Source organism: Microbacterium trichothecenolyticum, assembly GCF_041938625.1.
GTDB classification, from domain to species: domain Bacteria; phylum Actinomycetota; class Actinomycetes; order Actinomycetales; family Microbacteriaceae; genus Microbacterium; species Microbacterium trichothecenolyticum_D.
Map to the genome: position 1 here is coordinate 3,794,809 of NZ_CP169427.1, position 21,038 is coordinate 3,815,846.

The following is a 21,038-nucleotide window of genomic DNA, read 5'->3' on the forward strand; positions in this document are numbered from 1 at the left end:
AACAGCCACGCTACGAACCGCCCCCTGCGGCCGCACGGGGGTTGACTCGTGGCGGAGCGGCCGGTACGGAGACGGATGCTGCGACCCGGCGATGACGCCGGGCCGCAGGTGTGCGGCCGGGCGGATGCGCCGTGTCGGCGGCGACGCCTAGTCTCGTGTCATGCGCCGGTCGCGAGGGGCGGGATCGTGAGCGACATCATCGCGCCCCGGCGCTGGGTGCTCCACGTCGACCTCGACCAGTTCATCGCCGCCGTCGAGATCCTGCGCAACCCCGAGCTCGCGGGCAAGCCCGTCATCGTGGGCGGCCGAGGCGATCCCACCGAGCGCGCGGTCGTCTCGACGGCCTCGTACGAGGCACGCGAGTTCGGTGTCGGATCAGGGATGCCGCTGCGCATCGCCGCGCGGAAGATCCCGGATGCCGTGATCCTGCCGGTCGACGCGCCGCTGTACCTCGCGGCGTCCGAGGAGGTCATGGCGACGCTGCGTGCCCAGCCGGGAGCCGTCGTGCAGGTGCTCGGGTGGGACGAGGCGTTCGTCGGCGTCGAGACCGACGACCCCGAAGGCTATGCCCGCCGGCTGCAGCAGGACGTGCTCGACCGCACCCGGCTGCACTGCAGCGTCGGCATCGGAGACAACCTGGTGCGCGCGAAGAATGCCACCGACTTCGGCAAGCCGCGCGGCACCTTCTCCCTCACCGCCGACAACTGGCTCGAGGTGATGGGCCACCGGCCGACGATCGCGCTGTGGGGCGTCGGCTCCAAGATCTCGAAGCGGCTCGCGCTGCTCGGCATCGAGACGGTGGCGGAGCTCGCCGTGGCCGACTCGGATGCCCTGACGCAGGAGTTCGGGCCCAAGATGGGGCTCTGGTATCGCCAGCTCGGTCGCGGCGACGGCACGAACGTCGTGGACGACACCCCTTGGGTGCCCCGCGGCCACAGCAAGGAGACGACGTTCCAGGTCGACATCGTCGAGCCCGTCGAGATCGAGGACGCCGCCCGCCGGCTCGTGGGCGAGGTGCTCGACGAGGTGGCCGCCGACGACCGCCCCGTCGTCGGGCTGGGGCTGAAGGTGCGCTACGCGCCGTTCCTCACCAAGACGTTCACGAAGAAGATCCCGTCGACGTCCGACCGCGAGGTCGTACTCGCCCGCACGATGGAGCTCGTCGCGAAGATCGAGCCCGGCCGCCCAATCCGCCTCCTCGGCGTACGGGCCGAGATGGCGATGCCCGACGACGCCCGCGAGGGCCACACGCCGACCCGCGGCGGCTGGTGACCGATACGGGACTGGGTAGACGGGCACTCGCAGAGCCTGCCAGCGCGGGATCCCGCGACGTAGCGTGGAGTCATGGCTGACATCCGCGCCGAGGTGAAGGAGTTCTTGAGCTCCCGTCGCGCCCGGCTCACCCCCGAGCAGGCGGGCCTGCCCGCGTACGGCGGCAACCGCCGGGTCGCGGGCCTCCGCCGCGAGGAGGTGGCGATGCTCGCCGGCGTCTCCGTCGACTACTACGTGCGCCTCGAGCGGGGCAACCTCTCCGGCGCGTCGGAGAGCGTGCTCGACGCCGTCGCCCGCACGCTCCAGCTCGACGAGGCCGAGCGGGAGTACCTGTTCGACCTCGCGCGCGCGGCCGGTCCCGGGCGGAAGCCCGCTCGACGGCCGTCGGCGACCGTGAGGCCTGCGGTGCAGCAGGTGCTGGACGCGTTCACCGAGGCTCCGGCATGGGTGCGCAACGGCCGGCACGACATCCTCGCCGCGAACCTGCTCGCCCGGGCCCTCTACTCCCCCGTCTTCGACGACCCGCGCCGGCCCGTCAACACCACCCGGTTCGCCTACCTCAACCCCGCTGCCCGCGAGTTCTGGCGCGACTACGACCAGATCACGCACGACTCCGCCGCGATGCTGCGCATGGAGGCGGGCCGCAACCCGCACGACCCCGAACTCATCCGCCTCGTCGGAGAGCTGTCGACGCAGAGCGAGCTGTTCCGCGAGCGCTGGGCCTCGCGCGACGTGAAGTTCCACCGCAGCGGCCTCAAGCGCCTGCACCACCCCGTGGTCGGCGACCTCGAGCTGAACTACGAGTCGATGGACCTGCCGAGCGAGCCCGGGCTCGTGCTCAACGTCTACACCGCCCCGGCGGGCTCACCGTCGGCCGACGCCCTCAAGCTCCTCGCCTCGTGGGCGGCGACGCAGGCCGCCGAGTTCGCTTCCTTCGACGCGTCCGCGTCCGCCGACGCCGCGCGCTGAGCGGATCCCGGCTTCGAGCCAAGGGATTCCCACCGAGACCGAGTACGACGTCCCCGGTCTCAGCCGGAACGCCTTGGCTGGACCGCCGGACCTCAGAGTGCTGCTCGCCTGTCACGATGTGCCGGGCGAGCCAGCACTTGGTGACAGGTGAGCAGCAGTTCGGGCTGCGATCAGGCCGGCATGACGAGCAGCGTCGTGGCCGCGGCATCCGGTCCGGTGATCGCGCCGACGGGACCCGGTCCGTAGCGGTCGTACTTGGCGTGCAACGCAGCGTCGACGGCGGGCGCCACGGCCTCGTCGGCCAACCCGAACGTCACGTCCTTCTCGACGCCGCCGGCCGTCACTCGGCCGGCGCCCGACCGCAACGCGCGACGGAACCAGCCGTTCTCGGGGCCGTGCGCCGACCGGATGTAGAGCGCGTCCCCCACCGCCGCGTGCCAGATCGTGACGGCCGGGCGCAGCGTTCCGTCGGGCCGCCGCGACGAGATGCGCAGCTCGGTGGCCGCGCCGACGCGGCGCAGCTCGCTCTCGTCCCACGCAGCCATCACAGACCCACCATCGCCATGCCGGCGTCGTTGTAGCGGTTGCCCACCACCACGGCAGCGAGCCTGTCGAGCGTCGCGACGTCGTCGGCTGACAGCGCCACCACGGTCGCACCGGCGTTCTCGTCGACGCGCTCACGGCGGCGCGTGCCCGGGATCGGGACGACGGACGGATGCCGCGACAGCAGCCACGCGAGGGCCACCTGGCCGGGCGTCGCCCCGCGTGCGGCGGCGACCTCGCGCACGCCGTCGACGATCGCCTGGTTCGCGCGGAGGTTGTCGGGTTGGAAGCGCGGGGTGGTCGCGCGGAACTCGCCCGGTCCGAACGTGGCGTCCGCCGTGACGGTGCCCGTCAGGAATCCCTTGCCCAGCGGGCTGAACGGCACGAACCCGATGCCGAGCTCGATGCACGTCGGCAGCACCTCGGCCTCGGGGTCGCGAGTCCACAGCGAGTACTCGCTCTGCACGGCCGTCACAGGGAACACCGCGTGCGCGCGACGGATGGTGGCCGCACCGGCCTCGGAGAGACCGAAGTGCTTCACCTTCCCCGCCGCGACGAGCTCGCCGACGGCGCCTGCCACATCTTCGATGGGCATGGCGGGGTCGACGCGGTGCTGGTAGAACAGGTCGATCGCGTCGACGCCGAGGCGCTGGAGCGAGGCATCCGCGACCCGACGGATCTGCTCGGGGCGCGAGTCGGTGCCGCGCATCTTTCCGTCGACGATGTCCCAGCCGAACTTCGTCGCGACGACCACGCGGTCACGGATCGGGGCGATCGCCTCGCCGACGAGCTTCTCGTTGTCGTACGGGCCGTACACCTCGGCGGTGTCGATGAACGTCACGCCCTGGTCCACCGCGTAGCGGAGCACGCCGATCATGTCGTCGCGGTCGCCGGGATTCGGGCCGTAGCTCATCGACATCCCCATGGCGCCGATGCCGATCGCCGAGACCTCGAGACCCTGGCCGAGCTGCCTGGTGTGCATGGTTCCTCCTCGTGCCGCACAGCGCTCGCCCGCGGCATCCTTCATCCCACTCCTGTCAGCGTGCAGGCGGGAGACCCCGCTGTGACAGGTACCGCGAGAACCCCTCGCGAAGGCGTCAGCGGATGTCGGCGAGCGCGCGGTGGACGGATGCCACGGCGCTGGACCCCTCCCCCACCGCGGCGGCGACGCGCTTCATCGATCCTCGCCGCACGTCGCCCGCGGCGAAGATGCGGGGCACGGACGTCTCGAACGGCAGCGGTTCACGGCCCATTCCCTGCCACCGCTCCAGCGACTGCACCGACACGTCGGTGCCGGTTCGCAGGAACCCGTCGGCGTCGCGATCGAGCTCCGCGAGCCAGGAGGTCGCGGGCTCGGCGCCGATGAAGCAGAACAGCCCGCGCGCCGCGACGTCGCCGATCGAGTCGATGCTCACCCTCTCGAGGACGGACCCGCCACCGAGCGCCGTGACACGGGACTGGGTGTGCACGTCGATCCGTGGATCCTCGAGCAGCCGGTCGACGAGGTACGACGACATGCGACTGCCGAGATCGGAGCCGCGCACCACCAGGTGCACGGGGCATCCGTTCGCGGCGAGGTACAGCGACGCCTGCCCGGCGGAGTTGGCCCCGCCGACGACCACCACCGGCGACTCGAACACCTGCCGGAGCTCCAGCGGAGTGGCGGCGTAGAAGATGCCCGCGCCCTCGAACTCGTTCCAGCGGTCGAGGTCGAGCGTGCGATACGCGGCTCCCGATGTCACGATCGCCGTGCGGGCGCGGATGACGCGACCATCGGTGAGCGTGACGTCGAGGTCGCGCCCTGCCGGACGGAGATCCGCCGCCTCGCAGGGCGCGTAGACCCGCACTCCGAACTTGAGCGCCTGCAGCGACGCCTGGCCGATGAGGTCGCCGCCGCTGACGCCGAACGGGAAGCCCAGGAAGTTCTCGATGCGCGACGTCGCCGCCGCCTGCCCACCCGGGGCCACGGCATCCAGCAGCACCGTGCTCAGCCCCTCGGACGCCCCGTAGATGGCGGCGGCGAGGCCGGCGGGTCCGCCGCCCACGACGACCAGATCGACGACCTCGTCGGCCCGGCCCTGGTAGCTCAGCCCGAGGCGCTCGGCGACCATGCCGGGCGTCGCATTCTTCATGGCCTCGCCTTGGATGAAGGCGACCGGCAGGTCGTCGAGGCCGATGCCGTGCTCGCCGAGCGTCCAGAGGTCTCCGGGCTCCAGCTCGATCGCCGTGTGCACCAGGTCGACCCGTTCGGCGAAGCGCCGCAGGGCGAGGAAATCCCTCGATGAGCGCGGTCCGACGAGCTTGAGGGTCAGTGCGGCGGGTCCGGTGCGGAGGATCTCCCGCCGTGCCCACAGCGCGTGGAGGATGATGTCGCACAGTTCGTCGTCTTCGGCCATCAGCAGTCTGAGGCGCGACCGGCTGACCCGCAGCATCCGTCCCGCCTTCGTCGCCCGTGCCGACAGGAACGCGCCCTGCCCGTTGAGGAGGCCGAGCTCACCGACGAAGCTGCGCGGGCCCATCGTGCCGACGTGCGTCTCGCCCACCCATCCGAAGGCGACCCGGACGATCTCGATCTCGCCGGTGTCGACGAGGATCAGGTCGTAGTCGAGGTCGCCGGCTTGGAACAGGTACTCGCCCGCGGCGACGTCCTGCGGCTCGCCGAACGACCGCAGGCGCGCCCACTGCGCGTCGGTGAGCGCGGGCTTCATCATGCGCTCGAACTCGCGCTGCGTCATCTTCGCGTTGCCCATCGCACGCCCTTTCTCAGCGGTGGATCAGTTCGCGCCAGTCGGCCGGAACCCGGCCTCGCGGCCCTGGCGACGGCTGGGTGTCGGGACGCGACTCGGGCGGCGAGAGCCGCGGCCCGTCGACGTAGTCCTGGGCGACGTAGTCCCAGAACCAGTCCTCGCCCGGTTCGAAGCTGCGGACGTAGCGGTGGCCCGTCGCCCGGAAGTGCGCGGTCGCGTGCTGCGCCGGCGAGGTGTCGCAGCATCGCACATCACCACACACCGCGCAGCGCCGCAGGTGCACCCACCACCCGCCGACGTCGTCGCAGTCGGCGCAGCCCTCGCCCGAGGGCGGCACGGTGGGGTCGATCTCGCTCAGGCTCATGCGCCTGCCTCTCGTCGCACGCGTTCCGTCGGTGCGATGGTAACGCGCCACGGACCGCGGAGGGCCGGTTAGAGTGGCGCGATGATCGAGGTCGCGGACGGTGTGCTCGTCGCCACGAGCCGCGTGATGTCGACGACCTCGACCGTGCTGTTCCGCGATGGCGAGGCTCTGCTCATCGATCCGGCGTGGATGCCCGACGAGCTCGACGCCCTCGCCGACGAACTCGATGCCCGCCGACTCCGCGTCATCGGCGGCTTCGCCACGCACGCGCATCACGACCACCTGCTGTGGCACCCGCGCTTCGGCGACGCCCCGCGCTGGGCGTCGGCCGCGACCGCGGCGCTGGCGCGCGACGAGCGGGAGGCCCTCTCCGGCGCGCTCGGCGGGGATTTCGCGAGCGAGCTGGTCGAGCTGATGGGACGTGTGGAGGCGACGGATGCTGCGATCCCGCGTGCGTCGGTTCCGCGGGGATTCGCCCCCGAACTGGTGGTGCACGACGGTCACGCCCCGGGTCACACCGCCGTGTGGCTGCCGGAGCAGCGAGTGCTGATCGCGGGCGACATGCTCAGCGATCTGGAGCTGCCCCTCCCCTTCGAGCCCGACAACCTGCCGTCGTATGCCGCCGCGCTCGACCTGATCGCTCCGTATGTCGCCCATGCCGACGTCGTGATCCCCGGCCACGGATCGCCCGGCACCGACGCGACCCGTCGTCTGGACGCCGATCGCCGCTACCTCGACGACGTCATCGCCGGACGGGTGCCGACCGACCCGCGCCTCGCGAACGCGGGGATGCCGGAGGCGTACGAGCGCCTCGCAGCCCTGGTCGCGGGGGCCGCCGACCCCTGAGCACCTCAGTCGAGCTCGGCCGAGGTGTCGCGCGGGTAGGCGCCGCCGGCGAGCTTCACGAGCTGCGCATGGGCGTACTCGCAGACGAGAGCGTGGCGGTAGACCATGCGGGGGACGTCGACGTTCGAGTCCATCCAGAGGCTCATGCCGGCGAGCTTCCAGTGGCGGAAGGTGTCGTCGCCGGTGACGAGCGCGAGGATCTCGAGGAACGAGTCGTCGAACCGGATCGAGTGCACCGCGCGACGGTACTCCTCGACCGTGAGCGCCATCGAGAACGGGATGTTCATGAAGCACAGCGCGGTCTGGATGTCGAGCCGCAGGTAGCGCCGCCGACCCCGCTCGGCATCGAGCGGCGGGATGTCGAGCTGTGCGAAGTCGAGGCTGTCCGGCCGCGTGAGGGGAACCCCGTCGAGCGCGATGAGCACGTCGTACACGTTGACGTCGTGCTCGACGACGGCCGAGTCGCCGAGTCCCGCGAGCGTCTCCGGCCGGAGTGTGACGGGCGCCATGTCGACCGCCGTGTTGCGGATGATGAAGTTCACGAGGTTCGTCTCGACCACGAAGTGCCGGATCAGCAGCTCGACCGCGCCGGGCGCGACGAAGCGCCGCAGGAACCACACGCACAGCGCGTCCATCGTCGCCAGCGGCATCCACCGGAACGGCAGCACGCGCTTCACGATCGAGATGATCGCGACGAGCACGCGCGAGACGATCCGCGCGATCGGATAGAGCCACCGGCGCGACAGGCGCCGCTGGTCGTTGATGATCCGACGAACCAGCGCGCGGTCGAGCGGGACGGAGGGATCGGCGTACACCGCCTCCCACATGCTCGGATCGGAGCGCACGAACTCCGGGATGCTCGGTCGCGGCGCCGCCACGTCAGCGATCCAGTTCCTCGAGCTGCAGCGCATACAGGCGTGCCACCACCTGCGCGCAGCGCACGATGTCGTCGGCATCGCCGTCGTCGATGATGCCCGAGGTCAGGATCGCCTCCATGTCGCCGGTGTGCGCGGCGTCGGCATCCTGGTGGTAGCGCATGAAGTGCACCTGATTGTCGGCGAGACCGAGCACCTCCTGGAATCGCGCCGCCCAGCCCGCCGCGCGCTTCGCGCCCAGCCCTTCGATGATGAACATCGCGCCCAGCAGCCCGACCGGGTTGGGCTGGGCGGCGTAGTGGAACATGTAGCCCGACAGCGCCTCCGACCCGAGGTTCTTGCGGCCGCGGCGCAGCTCGTCGAGCGAGCCGCCGATCGCGACGTAGTCGCGCTCGAGCATCAGGTAGTCGCGGTGCTCCTCCTCGGCGTGGCGGATCGCGGCCGCGCGCAGCTCGAAGTGCTCGATGTCGAAGCTGGACGCCGCCCGCGAGATCCACGGCGACCCGTCGACCACCTGCTGACGCAGGTTGAAGAGCAGCCGCCGGTAGTCCTCGAGCGTGACGGTGCCGTCGGCGAGGCGCTGCAGGATCGGCACCCGGTCCAGCCGCTCCTCGAGCTCGACCCAGACGTCCGCGAGGCGCTCGAACAGGGTGCCGGCGCCGTCCGAGGCGGTGCCGGCGGAGACGGTCGTGGTGCTGCTCATGTCGGTGCTCCTTGCTGGTCGCGGGGTGCGACCACGGTGAGATGGGCGAAGGCGAACGAGAACCGCCCGGACTCGGGCACGGCGAGAAGGACGGTCTCGCCCGGCGCGAAGCGCCCGGTGTGCCACGCCTCTTCGAGCGCGATGAAGATGCTCGCCGCTCCCGTGTTGCCTCGCGTCTCGAGGTTCGAGAACCAGCGGTCGGTGTCGAGCGTCGGGATGCGGCGGCGCAGCGCCTCGAACGCGACGTCGCGGAACATGTTCGTGCTGTAGTGGCAGACGACGTGGTCGAGATGACGCACGTCGACCAGCCCGATGTCGACGAGCTCCTCGAACTGGCGGATCCCGGCATCCGCGAGGTCGTCGAGCATGCTCACGTCCTGCCGGAGCAGGAACATCCCGGCCGCGTCCCCCTCGGCGATGCCGACGTCCTGCCAGGTGCCGCCGACGACCGGCTCGGCGCCGACCATGCCGGCCCGCATGCACACGTCGTGCTCGTGCGCGAGCGAGACATGGCGCACCCAGTCGACGCGCAGCGACGGCTTGCTCGGGTGCGGCTGGAACTCGACGACGACCGCGCCCGCCCCGTCAGACAGCATCCAGCGGAGGAAGTGGGCGTCCATGCCGGCACGGATGCCGTCGTACCGGCGCTGCCGGAGGCTCCGGCTCGCGAGCTCCGAGCCCACCACGGCGGCCCGGGGATGGTCGCCGAGCCGGACCTTGCTGACGACGGCGTCCAGCGCCGCGAGGCTCGACGCGCACACGCCGGACGCCGACAGCAGCTGCATCGGCCCACCGCCCAGTCGCCCGTGGACCATCGACGCGAACCCGGGTACCAGCACGTCGCCCATCGTGGTCGCGCACGCGAGCATGCGGATGTCGCCGGCGTCGATACCGCGGTCGTCGAATGCGGCAGAGAGGGCCTTGACGGCGAGCTCCTCGTTGAGCTCCGTCGGCTCGCCGCGCTCGTCGAGCGCGTAGTGCCGCTGCCGGATTCCGTTCGAATCGAGGATGCGCCGCCGGATCCGCTCCGTGACCGCGTCGTCACCCCCGAGACGCGCCGCGATGCCGTCGTTGTCGACCGGCTCCCCCGGCAGGTACCGGCCGAACCCGGTCAGGTAGGCATTCGCCGTCGCGCCCATGGTGAGAAGACTAAGGGGCGGACACGGATGCTGTGCCCCGCAGCATCCGTCACCTCCGAAGTGACAGTGCCCCGGTCCCGTTTTCGCCGCGACGGAACTATGGTGTGCGCAGAGGGGTCGCGTGGCGGCGGCCGAGTATCGACGGAGATGACGTCATGGAACACACCAACGATGCGGTCGTGACTCTCAGCGAAGAGCAATGCTGGAACCTGCTCGCGCGCGGCGAGCTGGGTCACCTCGCCCTGGATGCGAACGGCGATCCCGACATCTTCCCGGTGAATTACGTGATCGACGGGCCCCGCGTGCTGTTCCGCACCGCGCCCGGCTCCAAGCTCGCGGAACTCGCGGAGCATCCGCGGGTGGCGTTCGAGGTCGACGAGTACGACGACACGTACGCCTCGAGCGTGATCGTCAAAGGCGTGGCGGAGCGGATCGAGCTGCAGCGCGAGATCGACGAGGCCGACGCGCTGCCGCTCACCCCGTGGATCCCGACACTCAAGTACCGCTGGGTGCGCATCGTGCCGACGCAGATCACCGGGCGGTGGTTCGCACGCACGCCGGAGCCCGAGCGGTACAAGGCATCGTCGAAGGAGGGCGCGTAGGCGGGTTCGCGGGGTCGAACGCCCCTGCATCCGCGGGTCTACACGCTCACGCGGCCGCTCCCCGCGTACACGTTCAATGACCGTCCTCGCGAGAACCCGACGAGGGTGAGCCCGGACGCCGCCGCCAGTTCGACGGCCAGCGACGACGGCGCCGACACCGCCGACAGCGCCGGGATGCCGGCCATGATCGCCTTCTGCACGAGCTCGAAGCTCGCGCGGCCCGACACCTGCAGCACGGTTCCGGTCAGCGGCAGCCGGTCTTCGAGCACGGCCCAGCCGATCACCTTGTCGACGGCGTTGTGGCGCCCGACGTCTTCGCGCAGCACGAGGAGCTCGCCCGACGCGGCGTCGAACAGCGCCGCGGCGTGGAGGCCGCCGGTCTTGTCGAACACCTCCTGACCCGCGCGAAGCTCGTCGGGCAGGCCCGCCAGCCAGTTCGCGGGGAAGGTGACATCATCCGCGCCTACGTCGTAACGCGACTGCTTCTCGATGGCCTCGATCGACGCGGTGCCGCACACGCCGCACGAACTCGTCGTGTAGAAGTTGCGCGCGATGTCCACGGCCGCGGGCGCGACATCCGGCGCCAGGGTGACGTCGAGGACGTTGTACGTGTTGTTCCCGTTCGCACTCCCGGGGGATGCACCCGTGCCGGGCCCGCCGCAGTGGATCGCGGAACGGAAGTCCCGACCCGAGCGGATCACGCCCTCGCCGGTCAGGAACCCGGCCGCGAGCTCGATGTCGTTCCCGGGGGTGCGCATCGTGACGGTGAGCGGCTCCCCCGCGACACGGATCTCCAGCGGCTCCTCCACCGCGAGGGTATCCGGCCTCCGGCGCGTGACCGCGCCCGACTCATCGAAGACGATGCGGGTGACGGGGCTGCGGGTGGTGATGCGGCCCATCTCAGCCGCCGATCGCGTTCATGCCGCGCGCGGGCTGCAGGAAGGCGGGATCGTTGATCGCATGCCCCGGCAGCTTGCCGTGCACGCAGGACCGCAGCATCCCATCGATCCCGGTCTCGACCGGCTCACCCCCCGGGGAAGGGCCGGTGCGGAGGATCGGCAGCAGGTCGTACTCGGTGCTCGAGAACAGGCAGTTGCGCAACTGCCCGTCCGCGGTCAGCCGCAACCGGTCGCAGTCGCCGCAGAACGGCGCCGTCACCGACGCGATCACCCCCACCGCGTGCGGGCCGCCGTCCAACACCCACCGCGCCGCGGGCGCCCCACCCCGACCGGGCACGGGCGTCAACGTCCACCGCGCCGACAGGGCGGTCAGGATCTCCTCCTGCGTCACCATCCGCGACCGCTCCCAGGTGTGCCCGGCATCCAACGGCATCTGCTCGATGAACCGCATCTGCGCGTCATGCGCGATCGCGAACTCCACCAACTCCACCAGCTCGTCCTCGTTGACATTCCGCATCGCCACCGCATTCAGCTTCAGCGGCCGCAACCCCGACGCCTGCGCTGCGGCGATCCCCGCCCGCACATCGTCCAGCCGGTCCCGGCGGGTCAGCACGTGGAACCGGTCACGACGCAGCGTGTCGATCGAGATGTTCAACCGGTGCAACCCGGCATCCACCAGCGCGGGCAGCAGCTCCGGCAGCCGGATCCCGTTCGTGGTCATCGCGACCTCCACCGGCGCCCCGTCCGGCCCGGTGATCGCCGCCAGCCGGCGCACCACCTCGACGATATCGGTGCGCAGCAGCGGCTCCCCACCGGTGAGCCGGAACGTGGTGATCCCGTCCGCCGCCGCCACCCGCGCGATCCGCACGATCTCATCCACCGTCAGGATGCTCGTCCTCGCCAACCACTCATTGCCCTGCTCCGGCATGCAGTACGTGCACCGCAACGAACACCGATCCGTCAACGAGACCCGCAGATCCCGATGCACCCGCCCATGCATGTCCACGAGGGGAGCGCCCATCGACACGGCCGGCGCCGCGGTCGCGGGTGCGCCGCGGTCCGCGGATGCCGCGGGATGCAGCATCCGTCGCCCGATCGTGACCGGGATCGCCGTCATCCGCCGAGTCCCAGCCAGGTGGCGGTGCCGTCGATCTCCACCTGCCGCTTCCACACCGGGAGGTCGGTCTTGATCGTCTCGATGAGGGTCCGGCACACGGCGAAGGCGTCCCCGCGATGCGCGGAGGCGACGGCGACCACGACCGCGATGTCCCCGACGCTCAGGCGTCCGACCCGATGCGACACGGCGACGAGCGCATCGCTGCGGCGCACGGCGGCCTCGGCGATGCGTCGCAGCGCGCTCTCGGCGTCAGGATGTGCGGAGTACTCCAGAGCGTCGACGGCGGACGCGGCATCCGGATCGTGATCGCGCACGCGGCCGACGAATGTCGTGACCGCCCCCGCCGCAGGGTCGTCGACGGCCCGCAGATGCGCGTCGACATCGAGCGGCGCCGAGTCGACCACGGCGAGGCACACCGCCCCCCTGGCGCCGGGCGATGCGGGCGCGACCGTGCTCATCCGCGCCGCTCGAGCCGGACGATGACGGCCTTGGAGGTGGGTGTCCCCGACACGTCGGCGACGGAGTCGAGCGGCACGAGCACGTTCGTCTCGGGGTAGTACGCGGCGGCGTTGCCCCGCGGCGTGTTGTAGGCCACGATCCGGAACTGTTCGGCGCGGCGCTCCTCGATCGTGCCGTCGGGCCGTGTCCACTCCGATACCAGGTCGACGATCTCGTCTTCGGCGAAGCCGAGATTCTGGATGTCCTTGGTGTTCACGAGCACGACGCGGCGGCCATCGTGGATGCCGCGGTACCGGTCGTCCTTGCCGTAGATCGTGGTGTTGTACTGGTCGTGCGAGCGCAGCGTCTGCAGCAGCAGCCGGCCCCGCGGGATCACCGGGTACTCGAGCGGGTTCGCCGTGAACCGGGCCTTGCCGTCGATGGTCGCGAACCGGCGGGCGTCGCGGGGGCCGTTGGGCAGGAAGAACGTCCGGCCCTTCTGGATTCGCGTCTCGAAGTCCTCGAACCCCGGGATGGTGCGCTCGATGTGCGAGCGGATGAGGGCGTAGTCGGCCTCGAGCGCCGCCCAGTCGGCGTGAGGGACATTGGCCGACCCTTCGGCAAGCGCCGTGACCCGGTGGCCGGCCGGTTCCGTGTGTTCGGGCTCCGCGGCGCCGTGCTCGGGAAGGCCGCGCTCGGGATCGCCGCGGTGCGAGACCGGGGCGGCCACCGGGGATGCTCCGTCCCCGAAGACGAGCCCGCAGATCCGCGCGACGATGGCGACCTCGCTGAGCAGGTCCTCCGACGGCGGCGCGAGCCGGCCGCGCGAGGCGTGCACCGCGCCCATCGAGTCCTCGACCGTGACCCGCTGCTCCGCGCCGCCGCGGCGGTCGCGATCGGTGCGGCCGAGCGTCGGCAGAATGAGCGCACGGCGCCCCGTGACGACGTGCGACCGGTTGAGCTTGGTCGAGACGTGGACGGTGAGCCCGACCCGCGCCATCCCGGCCTCGACGACCGCGGTGTCGGGGGTGGCCGACACGAAGTTGCCGCCCATGCCCATGAAGAAGGGCACGCGACCGTCCCGCATCGCGCGGATCGCCTCGACCGTGTCGAAGCCGTGCTCGCGCGGGGCGCGGAACGAGAATTCGCGGTCGAGCGCCTCGAGGAACTCCTCGGCAGGCTTCTCGTAGATGCCGACGGTGCGGTCGCCCTGCACGTTCGAGTGCCCGCGGACGGGGCAAACGCCGGCGCCCGCTCGTCCGATGTTGCCCTGCAGCAGCAGCACGTTGACCACGTCCCGCAGCGTCGGCACGGAGTGCTTGTGCTGGGTCAGCCCCATCGCCCAGCACACGATGGTGGCCTTCGACGCGCGCACCTCTTCCCCGATCTTGCGCAGCGTCTTCTCGGGCAGCCCGGTCGCTTTCACGAGCTCGGGCCACGCAGCATCCGTCATCGCCTGACGGTAGGCGTCGAAACCGCTCGTGTGCTCCGCGATGAACTCGTGGTCGAGCACGCCCCCCTCGGCCGTTTCGATCTCGAGGAGGTGCTTGCCGATCGCCTGGAACAGCGCCTGGTCGCCGCCCGCGCGCACCTGCACGAAGCGGTCGGCGATCTTGGTGCCGCCGAACGCCACGCCGCGCACGGTCTGCGGGTTCTCGAACCGCATGAGCCCGGCCTCGGGCAGCGGATTCACGGCGATCACCCGCGCGCCGCGCTGCTTCGCCTTCTCGAGGGCCGAGAGCATGCGGGGGTGGTTCGTGCCGGGGTTCTGGCCGGCGACGATCAGCAGGTCGGCCTCGTGGATGTCTTCGATCGACACGGTGCCCTTGCCGATGCCGATGGTCTCGGTGAGCGCCGAACCCGACGACTCGTGGCACATGTTGGAGCAGTCCGGCAGGTTGTTCGTGCCGAGGCCCCGCACCAGCAGCTGGTAGAGGAATGCGGCCTCGTTGGAGGTGCGTCCGGAGGTGTAGAACACGGCCTCGTCGGGGTCGTCGACGGCTCTGAGCTCGTCCGCGACGAGGGCCAGTGCGTCGTCCCACGAGATCGGCCGGTAATGGGTCGCGCCCTCATCGAGCACCATGGGGTGCGTCAGCCGGCCCTGCTGCCCGAGCCACCAGTCGTCGTGGGCGCGCAACTCCTCGAGCGAGTGCGCGGCGAAGAAGTCCGGACCGACGCGGCGGAGCGTGGCCTCTTCGGCGACCGCCTTCGCGCCGTTCTCGCAGAACTCCGCCATATGGCGCTTGTCCTCCTCGGGCCACGCGCAGCCGGGACAGTCGAACCCGTCCTTCTGGTTCACGCGCATCAGCGTCTGCACCGACCGCGCGACGCCCATCTGCTCGTTCGCGATCTGCAGTGCGTGCAGCACCGCCGGCACGCCCACCGCGACCTTCTTGGGTCGCGACACGTGCATGCGCGTCTCGTCGATATCTGTCTTCGGGGGCTGCGTCGCCATGGCGCCAGGTTACGTCCCGAGAAGAGGCCGCCATCACGGCGTGGCACCGCCGGCGATCGCCGAGCGAATTTCCCGCACGCGAGGGCGCATGATCCGGTATCATCCCGCGCCGGCGCGTCAGGCGGGGGGAGTCACCAGACGGCGCGCGGCCGCGTCGACGGCCAGCGACAGCGGCGGCCGCGGTTCCTCGCCGAGCGTCGCGAGCACGATCGGGATGCTGACCTCGGGGCGCACGATCTCGGCGGCCTGCACGCCGATGCTCGCGGCCGCCTTCGGCACCGCGGAACGCGGCACCACGCTGACCCACTCCCCTGTGCGCGCGAGGGCGAGGAGCGCCTCGACCGAGTCCACTTCGACACGCGGACGCAGCCGCACCCCCCGGTCGGCGAGCGCGTCGTCCAGGATCTGCCGCGCGCGCATGCCCGGCTCGAGGACGCACACCGGCAGTTTCTCAAGCTCGGCCAGTTCGATCGTGCCCCCGAGGTCGGTGCGGGCCGCCGCACCCACGACCACGAGACGATCCGTCTCGACGAGGATGTGACGGATATCGTCGGCCGCTGCCGCCGACGGGTGCAGCAGGCCGGCATCGAACTCGAACGAGCGAAGGCCGGCGACGACCTGCTCGGATGTCAGGCCGGTGATCAGCCGCACCTGCAGATCGGGATGCGTGGCGCACAGCTCGGCGAGCACCCTCGCCGCCAGCGCGACACCCGACGGGATGACCCCGACGCGCACGACTCCGTTGAGGCGGGCCGCCGCGCTGCTGACCTCGTCTTTGAGCGCGCGGTGGTCGGCGATCATGCGCCGCGCCCACACCAGCACCGCCTCGCCCTCTGGTGTCAGCCCCTGGAACGAGCGGCCGCGCCGCACCAGCGGCACGCCGAGCTCCGCCTCGAGCTTGCGGATCGACTCCGACAGGGCGGAGGCCGATACGAAGGACGCGGCGGCGGCGCGGCCGAAGTGCTTCTCCCGCGCGACCGCGACGAAATACTCGAGCTGAGTGAACAGCATCCCGCGCCCCCTCGTCGTCGTCGCACGACCGAACTCCGCGCGATCGACCCGTGCGACCTCGTTCTTCACACAGCGTACGAGTTCTTGACGCTGAACCGTCGCCCGGGCAGTGGGCCACACGCATCTAGTGCCTCGTCCTCGAACGGCTCCCCCGACGGATGCTCGCGCCACGGTCGATCCCGACGCGATCGCGCTGACGCGATCGCTCGCGCGTGACAGTAGCCGACGCTCCTCCGGCGCCGGAGGCACTGCGGCGTTGCCACCGACGCTCCTGCGGGGCTAGCCTGACGCTGGTGCCGGTCGGAGCCGACGGTCCCTGACTCCGGGTGCGGCCGTCACCGTCAGTTCAGGGGAGTCCTCATGGACGCGCCGACCGCCCTCGATCGAAGGCGCACCGCTTACGGCGAACATCGCTGGAGTGACGCCATCGCCGACTTCGACGCGGCCGATCGAGCGTCGGCGGCGACCGCCCTCGACCTCGCGCAGTTCGCGATCGCGGCAACCCTGGTCGGACGATTCGAAGAGGGCGTCGACTGGCTGACGCGGGCCCACGAGGCCTTCCTTGCAGACGGCGACGTGGACGGCGCGGTCCGCTGCGCCGCGTGGCTCGGGATGCAGTTCATGGACGCCGGGGACCGCGCGCAGGCCGGTGGCTGGTTCGCGCGCGCTCAGCGACTGGTGGACGAGCACCCTGAGGGACGCCCCGACCACGGCTTCCTCCTCATCCCCGAGGGGCTCGCCGCGTTGTACGGCGGTGACGGCGCTCGAGCCGCATCCGTATTCGGTCGCGCCGCGGAACTCGCCCGCGCCGCGAAGGACCCCGACCTCGTCGCGCTCGCCGAACTCGGCCTCGGGCAGTCGGAGATCATGCTCGGGCGGCCCGCGGCGGGACTCGCGCGGCTGGACGAGGTCATGGTCGCCGTCACGGCCGGCGAGGTCTCGCCGGTCCCCTCCGGCATTGTGTACTGCGCCGTGCTGCAGGCGTGCCGGTTGGCTTTCGACGTGCAGCGCGCCCACGAGTGGACCCGGGCGCTCGACCGCTGGTGCGCCGAACGGCCCGACATGGTCGCGTTCAGCGGGCAGTGTCACGCCCAGCGTGCGGCGCTGTTCCTGCTCCACGGCGCCTGGGCGGAGGCTCTCGCCGCGGCCGAGGAGGCACAGGAGCGCTCGGCCCGCGGAGACCGCGACGGGCTTTACAGCGCCTGGTACCAGCTTGGCGAGGTGCACCGGCTACGCGGAGAGCCGGATGCCGCGATGGCGGCGTACGAACAGGCCTCGCGTACCGGCTGGGAGCCGCAACCCGGCCTCGCGCTGCTGCGGCTGGCCCAGGGGGAACCAGCTGTCGCGCGCACGATGATCCTCGCCGCCGCAGACCGCCTGGACCCGGCCGAGCGACGCTGGCTGCTCCCGGCGACCGTGGAGATCCAACTCGGCGCGGGCGACGTGGTGGCCGCGCGCGCGGCGGTCGATGAGATCCGCGCGCTCACCCGATCCAACACGATGCCGCTGGTGCAGGCGATCTTCGAGCAAGCCGAGGCAGCCGTGCTCCTGGCCGAGGGTGATCCCCGCGCCGCCCTCACCACCGCGCGGCACGCGTGGGCGAAATGGCGGGAACTCGACGTCCCCTACGAGGCGGCGCGGTGCCGCGTGCTCGCGGCGCGGGCGTGCCGGGCCCTCGACGATGAGGCGTCCGCAGCCATGGAGCTCGATGCGGCGCGGGCCGAGTTCGCCGAGCTGGGGGCCGGGCAGGCGCTCGCGGCGATGGAGACCGAATCGCCGAGCGCGCCCACCCCGCAGCCCGGCGGGCTCTCTGCCAGGGAGGTCGAGGTGCTCAGGCTCGTGGCGGCCGGCGAGACGAATCGCCAGATCGCCGGGGAGCTCTACCTCAGTGAGAAGACAGTCCAGCGGCACCTCAGCAACATCTTCGGAAAGCTCGGCGTGTCGACGCGGTCCGCAGCGACCGCGTTCGCCTTCCGGCACGAGCTGGCCGGCTGACCCTGTGCGCGAGACGTCCCACGGCGCCGTCAGGTGAATGGGTGATTCTCTCGACGCGGCCGCGGGCATCACCGGCCTAGCCTGCCGTCCATGAACGAGACCCACGACACCAGGGAGCCGACCCGCGTGCCCGACACCGTCGTCATCGGCGGCGGGCAAGCCGGGCTGGCGATCGGCTTCCATTTGAAGCGGGAGGACCGCGACTTCGTGATCCTCGATGAACAGCAGCGCATAGGCGACGCGTGGCGAAAGCGCTGGGACTCGCTGCGCCTCTTCACTCCGGCGCGGTATGACGGGTTGCCCGGCATGCGATTCCCGGGCGATGGGCTGTCTTTCCCTACCAAGGATGAGCTCGCCGACTACCTCGAGGAGTACGCGAACCGGAATGCGCTCCCGGTTCGGACGGGTGTGCGTGTCGATGGCGTCCGTCGTGAGGACGGCCGATTCGCGATCAGCGCCGGCGATCGTCGGTGGACGGCGGAGCGCGTGATCCTCACCACCGGCGCCTTCCGCGACCCGAGGGTGCCCGACTTCGCACGCGAGCTCGCGACATCCATCCTCCAACTGCACTCCGCCGACTACCGCAATCCGCTCCAGCTGCAGCCTGGACCGGTGCTCGTCGTCGGGCTCGGCAACTCCGGTGCCGAGATTGCACGGGAGCTCAGCCGCACGCATCCCACGAGCGTCTCAGGGATCCCGGGCGGCGAGCTGCCCGTGCGTCACGGGCGAGCGGCGGCCCGGTTGGTCTTCCCCGCCGTGAGGTTCATCGGACTGCACGTGCTGTCGCGGGGCACGCCCATCGGGCGGCGGATGCTGCCGAAGCTCGCCACGCGCGCCGCTCCGCTGATCCGCACCCGGCGGAGGGAGCTCGCAGCCGCCGGAGTCGTGTCCGTCGGCCGCGTGACGGGTGTCAGCGATGGGCTTCCCGTCGCCGACGGACGAGTGCTCGCCGTGACGAACGTGATCTGGTGCACCGGATTCCGCCCCGACTTCAGCTGGCTTCAGGTTCCTGCGTTCGACGAGACGGGACGGATCAGGCAGTGGCGAGGCGTGGTGACGTCGGTTCCCGGGCTCTATGTGCTCGGCCTGGATGCGATGTACTCGATCAACTCCGAAAGCCTGCCTGGCACGGTCCGCGACGCGGCGTATCTTGCCCGCCACATCGCCGCGGAGCGCCACCTGTCGGCGACGCCGCCTCGGACGGCGCCGGTGCCGGCGTCCTCGCGGCATTCGACGGCGGCGCACACGGCATAAACGCGAGAAACCCCCGGAAGACCGGGGATTCTGCTGCGGGGACGGAGGGATTCGAACTCCGCCTAGTGGGATCCGTTCGGTCCGCTTCGCTCCTTCTGGTTCCAGATTCCGCGGAATCCCGCGACCTGCGCGCTGACACGAGATGCTTTGCGTCGCGCTGAATCCCTCTCAATCCGGCGCATCCGTGGGCACCACGTGGGCACGGCGTGCTCGGCAAGTCTGGACCCGCAGAGCACAGGCCCCTTCAGCAAGTCCACGAACTTTCTGAGATCCGTAGTCAAGCGGGATACGACGCGGATTTCACGTGATTCCGCGGATTTCGACCGCGGGTGCACACATGCGTGCACACATCGCCATTGGCCCGGGCGAAGTCTGGCGTCTCCGGCGTGCGCACAGCGGGTGGCCCGCCAGCAGCGCCTCCACGGTCGCGTAGACCCGGGAAAGTAGGCCATCGCCCGTGGAGTACTCCTCCAGTGTCTCCTCTGCCTCGTCGGCGTGGTGACTCCGGTGGCCGCCAACAGCATTGCCACGTCGGGCGCGTCGCCCCGCGACCTGTGCCGACCGAGACGAGCTTCATCGCGAGCCGCATCCTAGGCTCGCCAGCCTGAACGACGATCCCGCCGTGGTCGTAGAGAGTCACCAACTCGGCACCGCACCGTTATTGGTAAGGGAGAACATGGCGTGCGGCCGGACGACCAGTCCGGAGCCCGGTCGGCCGGGTCTCACGCCGCCGGGACGAGGATGTCCCGCACCAGTGCGTCGAGCTGCGCGTCGGCGTCGAGGAAGTGCCGCAGCGTGTTGCGGGCGGCGCCGAAGTCGGCGAACTCCTCGGGGCGCATGCCATCGACATCGTAGGCCCGGCGGAATTCGCTGAGCGACATCAGCTCGTCCAGGATCGCCGCGGGCACAGGCTCGGCGATCCGGTCCTCGGCGAGGATGCCGTTGGAGTCGATCCGGTGCTGCCAGTCGAACGGCGGCGAGATCACAAGGTCTCCCCCGACGAGCTCCGACCACTGCAGATGATTGCGGAACGCCGCCGACAGGATGCGGCTGCGGAAGCCGCGCGCGGTGAACACTGCGTGCGCCTTCTTGAGGGCTGCCACACCGGCCCAGTCGAGCGTACCGGGCGCGGCGAGGATGCGGTTCTTCGCGGTCCACGCCTTGAGCCAGTCGTCCAGGCGACCGCCCATGATGGTGACGACGTGGCCGAACTCACGCTCGGCAAGGCCGGCCTCGCGGCGCCGGTCGAGCGCGCGCTCCAGAGCCTCGCCGACCGCGATGGCCTGCGGCACCGTGAAGCTCAGCGTCGCGTTGATGCTGACGCCGCGGAAGGCGGCCTCCTCCATCGCGGCGATACCGGTCGCGGTCGCGGGGATCTTGACGATGATGTTCTCGGCGAGCTGCGAGAACTCGACCGCCTGGGCGACGAGGGCGTCGACGTCGCGGTGCAGGCGCGGGTCGGTCTGGATCGACAGGCGGCCGTCGCGTCCGCCGCTCGCGACGAAGGCCGGCTCGAGCAGGCGCGCAGCCTCGATGGAGAGGTCCTTGACGGCCTGCCAGCCGAGCTCGGACTCCCCCCAGGTCGGATGATCCGCCGCGAGCTCTTGGAGGCGCGGCTTCCACACGTCGGGGCGATTGCGGATCGCCGTGAGGGCGATCACCGGGTTGCATGTGGCGCCGACTGCGCCGAGCGCGATGGAGCGCCGCAGCTCCTCGGGATCGGCCGAGTCGTTCCACAGCACGGTCGGGAACCGCTCGGCGGCCTGCGCGAAGGGGCGGGCCGGGGCGTCCGTGACGATGGTCATGTCG

Annotated in this window: 19 protein-coding genes; 6 read left to right on the top strand and 13 right to left on the bottom strand. The window is 71.0% G+C overall.

Annotated features, from left to right (window positions below; translation table 11 throughout):
• The first annotated feature begins 216 nt into the window (after positions 1 to 216).
• Together ACEYYH_RS17765 and ACEYYH_RS17770 are read left to right on the top strand one after the other, a co-directional pair.
• Complete coding sequence (locus tag ACEYYH_RS17765) at positions 217 to 1,272, top strand: DNA polymerase IV (RefSeq protein ID WP_374978254.1); 1,056 nt, start codon at positions 217 to 219, stop codon at positions 1,270 to 1,272.
• A 72-nt stretch (positions 1,273 to 1,344) separates the two neighbouring features.
• Positions 1,345 to 2,241 (top strand): helix-turn-helix transcriptional regulator, encoded by an 897-nt coding sequence (locus ACEYYH_RS17770; protein ID WP_374975627.1) that lies wholly within the window; start codon positions 1,345 to 1,347, stop codon positions 2,239 to 2,241.
• Between the two features lie 170 nt (positions 2,242 to 2,411).
• On the opposite strand, the gene ACEYYH_RS17775 is transcribed toward ACEYYH_RS17770, so the two are convergent.
• The 4 genes from ACEYYH_RS17775 to ACEYYH_RS17790 form a co-directional block, all read right to left on the bottom strand.
• The gene (locus ACEYYH_RS17775) at positions 2,412 to 2,786 is read right to left on the bottom strand and encodes a DUF2255 family protein (protein WP_374975628.1); all 375 of its coding nucleotides are present in this window, start codon (positions 2,784 to 2,786) and stop codon (positions 2,412 to 2,414) included.
• Positions 2,786 to 3,766 (bottom strand): aldo/keto reductase, encoded by a 981-nt coding sequence (locus ACEYYH_RS17780; RefSeq protein ID WP_374975629.1) that lies wholly within the window; start codon positions 3,764 to 3,766, stop codon positions 2,786 to 2,788. The genes ACEYYH_RS17775 and ACEYYH_RS17780 overlap by 1 nt, the downstream gene beginning before the upstream one ends.
• A 115-nt stretch (positions 3,767 to 3,881) precedes the next feature.
• On the bottom strand, positions 3,882 to 5,534 hold the full coding sequence (locus ACEYYH_RS17785) for an FAD-dependent oxidoreductase (RefSeq protein ID WP_374975630.1): 1,653 nt from the start codon (positions 5,532 to 5,534) through the stop codon (positions 3,882 to 3,884).
• A 13-nt stretch (positions 5,535 to 5,547) separates the two neighbouring features.
• Positions 5,548 to 5,895: a UBP-type zinc finger domain-containing protein gene (locus ACEYYH_RS17790; protein WP_374975631.1), complete on the bottom strand. Its 348-nt coding sequence runs from the start codon at positions 5,893 to 5,895 to the stop codon at positions 5,548 to 5,550.
• Positions 5,896 to 5,976: 81 nt separating this feature from the next.
• On the opposite strand from ACEYYH_RS17790, the gene ACEYYH_RS17795 reads away from it, so the two are divergent.
• Positions 5,977 to 6,741: an MBL fold metallo-hydrolase gene (locus ACEYYH_RS17795; protein WP_374975632.1), complete on the top strand. Its 765-nt coding sequence runs from the start codon at positions 5,977 to 5,979 to the stop codon at positions 6,739 to 6,741.
• Positions 6,742 to 6,746: 5 nt separating this feature from the next.
• On the opposite strand, the gene ACEYYH_RS17800 is transcribed toward ACEYYH_RS17795, so the two are convergent.
• Genes ACEYYH_RS17800 through ACEYYH_RS17810 form a run of 3 tightly spaced genes read right to left on the bottom strand, consistent with a single transcriptional unit; the run spans position 6,747 to position 9,458 of the window.
• Positions 6,747 to 7,619 (bottom strand): hypothetical protein, encoded by an 873-nt coding sequence (locus ACEYYH_RS17800; RefSeq protein WP_374975633.1) that lies wholly within the window; start codon positions 7,617 to 7,619, stop codon positions 6,747 to 6,749.
• 1 nt (position 7,620) lies between these two features.
• Entirely contained in the window at positions 7,621 to 8,319 is a 699-nt protein-coding gene (locus ACEYYH_RS17805; protein WP_374975634.1) for an iron-containing redox enzyme family protein, read from the bottom strand.
• Positions 8,316 to 9,458 carry a 3-oxoacyl-[acyl-carrier-protein] synthase III C-terminal domain-containing protein gene (locus ACEYYH_RS17810; RefSeq protein ID WP_374975635.1) on the bottom strand — a complete coding sequence of 381 codons (1,143 nt, stop codon included), beginning with the start codon at positions 9,456 to 9,458 and terminating at the stop codon, positions 8,316 to 8,318. Before ACEYYH_RS17810 ends, ACEYYH_RS17805 begins: the two co-directional genes overlap by 4 nt.
• 155 nt (positions 9,459 to 9,613) lie before the next feature.
• Between ACEYYH_RS17810 and ACEYYH_RS17815 the strand changes: the two genes are divergently transcribed.
• Positions 9,614 to 10,060, top strand: a complete 447-nt coding sequence (locus ACEYYH_RS17815) for a pyridoxamine 5'-phosphate oxidase family protein (protein WP_374975636.1) — start codon at positions 9,614 to 9,616, stop codon at positions 10,058 to 10,060.
• A gap of 38 nt (positions 10,061 to 10,098) precedes the next feature.
• Here the strand turns inward: ACEYYH_RS17815 and fdhD are convergent, their stop codons facing one another.
• The 5 genes from fdhD to ACEYYH_RS17840 form a co-directional block, all read right to left on the bottom strand.
• Positions 10,099 to 10,959 carry a formate dehydrogenase accessory sulfurtransferase FdhD gene (gene fdhD, locus ACEYYH_RS17820; protein ID WP_374975637.1) on the bottom strand — a complete coding sequence of 287 codons (861 nt, stop codon included), beginning with the start codon at positions 10,957 to 10,959 and terminating at the stop codon, positions 10,099 to 10,101.
• 1 nt (position 10,960) lies between these two features.
• Positions 10,961 to 12,076, bottom strand: coding sequence for a GTP 3',8-cyclase MoaA (gene moaA, locus ACEYYH_RS17825; protein ID WP_374975638.1), 1,116 nt, complete (start codon positions 12,074 to 12,076; stop codon positions 10,961 to 10,963).
• Positions 12,073 to 12,534: a molybdenum cofactor biosynthesis protein MoaE gene (locus tag ACEYYH_RS17830; protein ID WP_374975639.1), complete on the bottom strand. Its 462-nt coding sequence runs from the start codon at positions 12,532 to 12,534 to the stop codon at positions 12,073 to 12,075. Before ACEYYH_RS17830 ends, moaA begins: the two co-directional genes overlap by 4 nt.
• Entirely contained in the window at positions 12,531 to 14,969 is a 2,439-nt protein-coding gene (locus tag ACEYYH_RS17835; RefSeq protein WP_374975640.1) for an FdhF/YdeP family oxidoreductase, read from the bottom strand. The genes ACEYYH_RS17830 and ACEYYH_RS17835 overlap by 4 nt, the downstream gene beginning before the upstream one ends.
• A 117-nt stretch (positions 14,970 to 15,086) precedes the next feature.
• Positions 15,087 to 15,980, bottom strand: coding sequence for a LysR family transcriptional regulator (locus ACEYYH_RS17840; protein ID WP_374975641.1), 894 nt, complete (start codon positions 15,978 to 15,980; stop codon positions 15,087 to 15,089).
• Positions 15,981 to 16,340: 360 nt separating this feature from the next.
• Between ACEYYH_RS17840 and ACEYYH_RS17845 the strand changes: the two genes are divergently transcribed.
• Positions 16,341 to 17,975 carry a LuxR C-terminal-related transcriptional regulator gene (locus ACEYYH_RS17845; protein WP_374975642.1) on the top strand — a complete coding sequence of 545 codons (1,635 nt, stop codon included), beginning with the start codon at positions 16,341 to 16,343 and terminating at the stop codon, positions 17,973 to 17,975.
• Positions 17,976 to 18,065: 90 nt separating this feature from the next.
• The gene (locus ACEYYH_RS17850) at positions 18,066 to 19,229 is read left to right on the top strand and encodes a flavin-containing monooxygenase (protein WP_374975643.1); all 1,164 of its coding nucleotides are present in this window, start codon (positions 18,066 to 18,068) and stop codon (positions 19,227 to 19,229) included.
• A gap of 722 nt (positions 19,230 to 19,951) precedes the next feature.
• Here ACEYYH_RS17850 and ACEYYH_RS17855 read toward each other — a convergent pair.
• The gene (locus ACEYYH_RS17855; RefSeq protein WP_374975644.1) at positions 19,952 to 21,034 is read right to left on the bottom strand and encodes a transaldolase family protein; all 1,083 of its coding nucleotides are present in this window, start codon (positions 21,032 to 21,034) and stop codon (positions 19,952 to 19,954) included.
• Between the last annotated feature and the right edge of the window lie 4 nt (positions 21,035 to 21,038).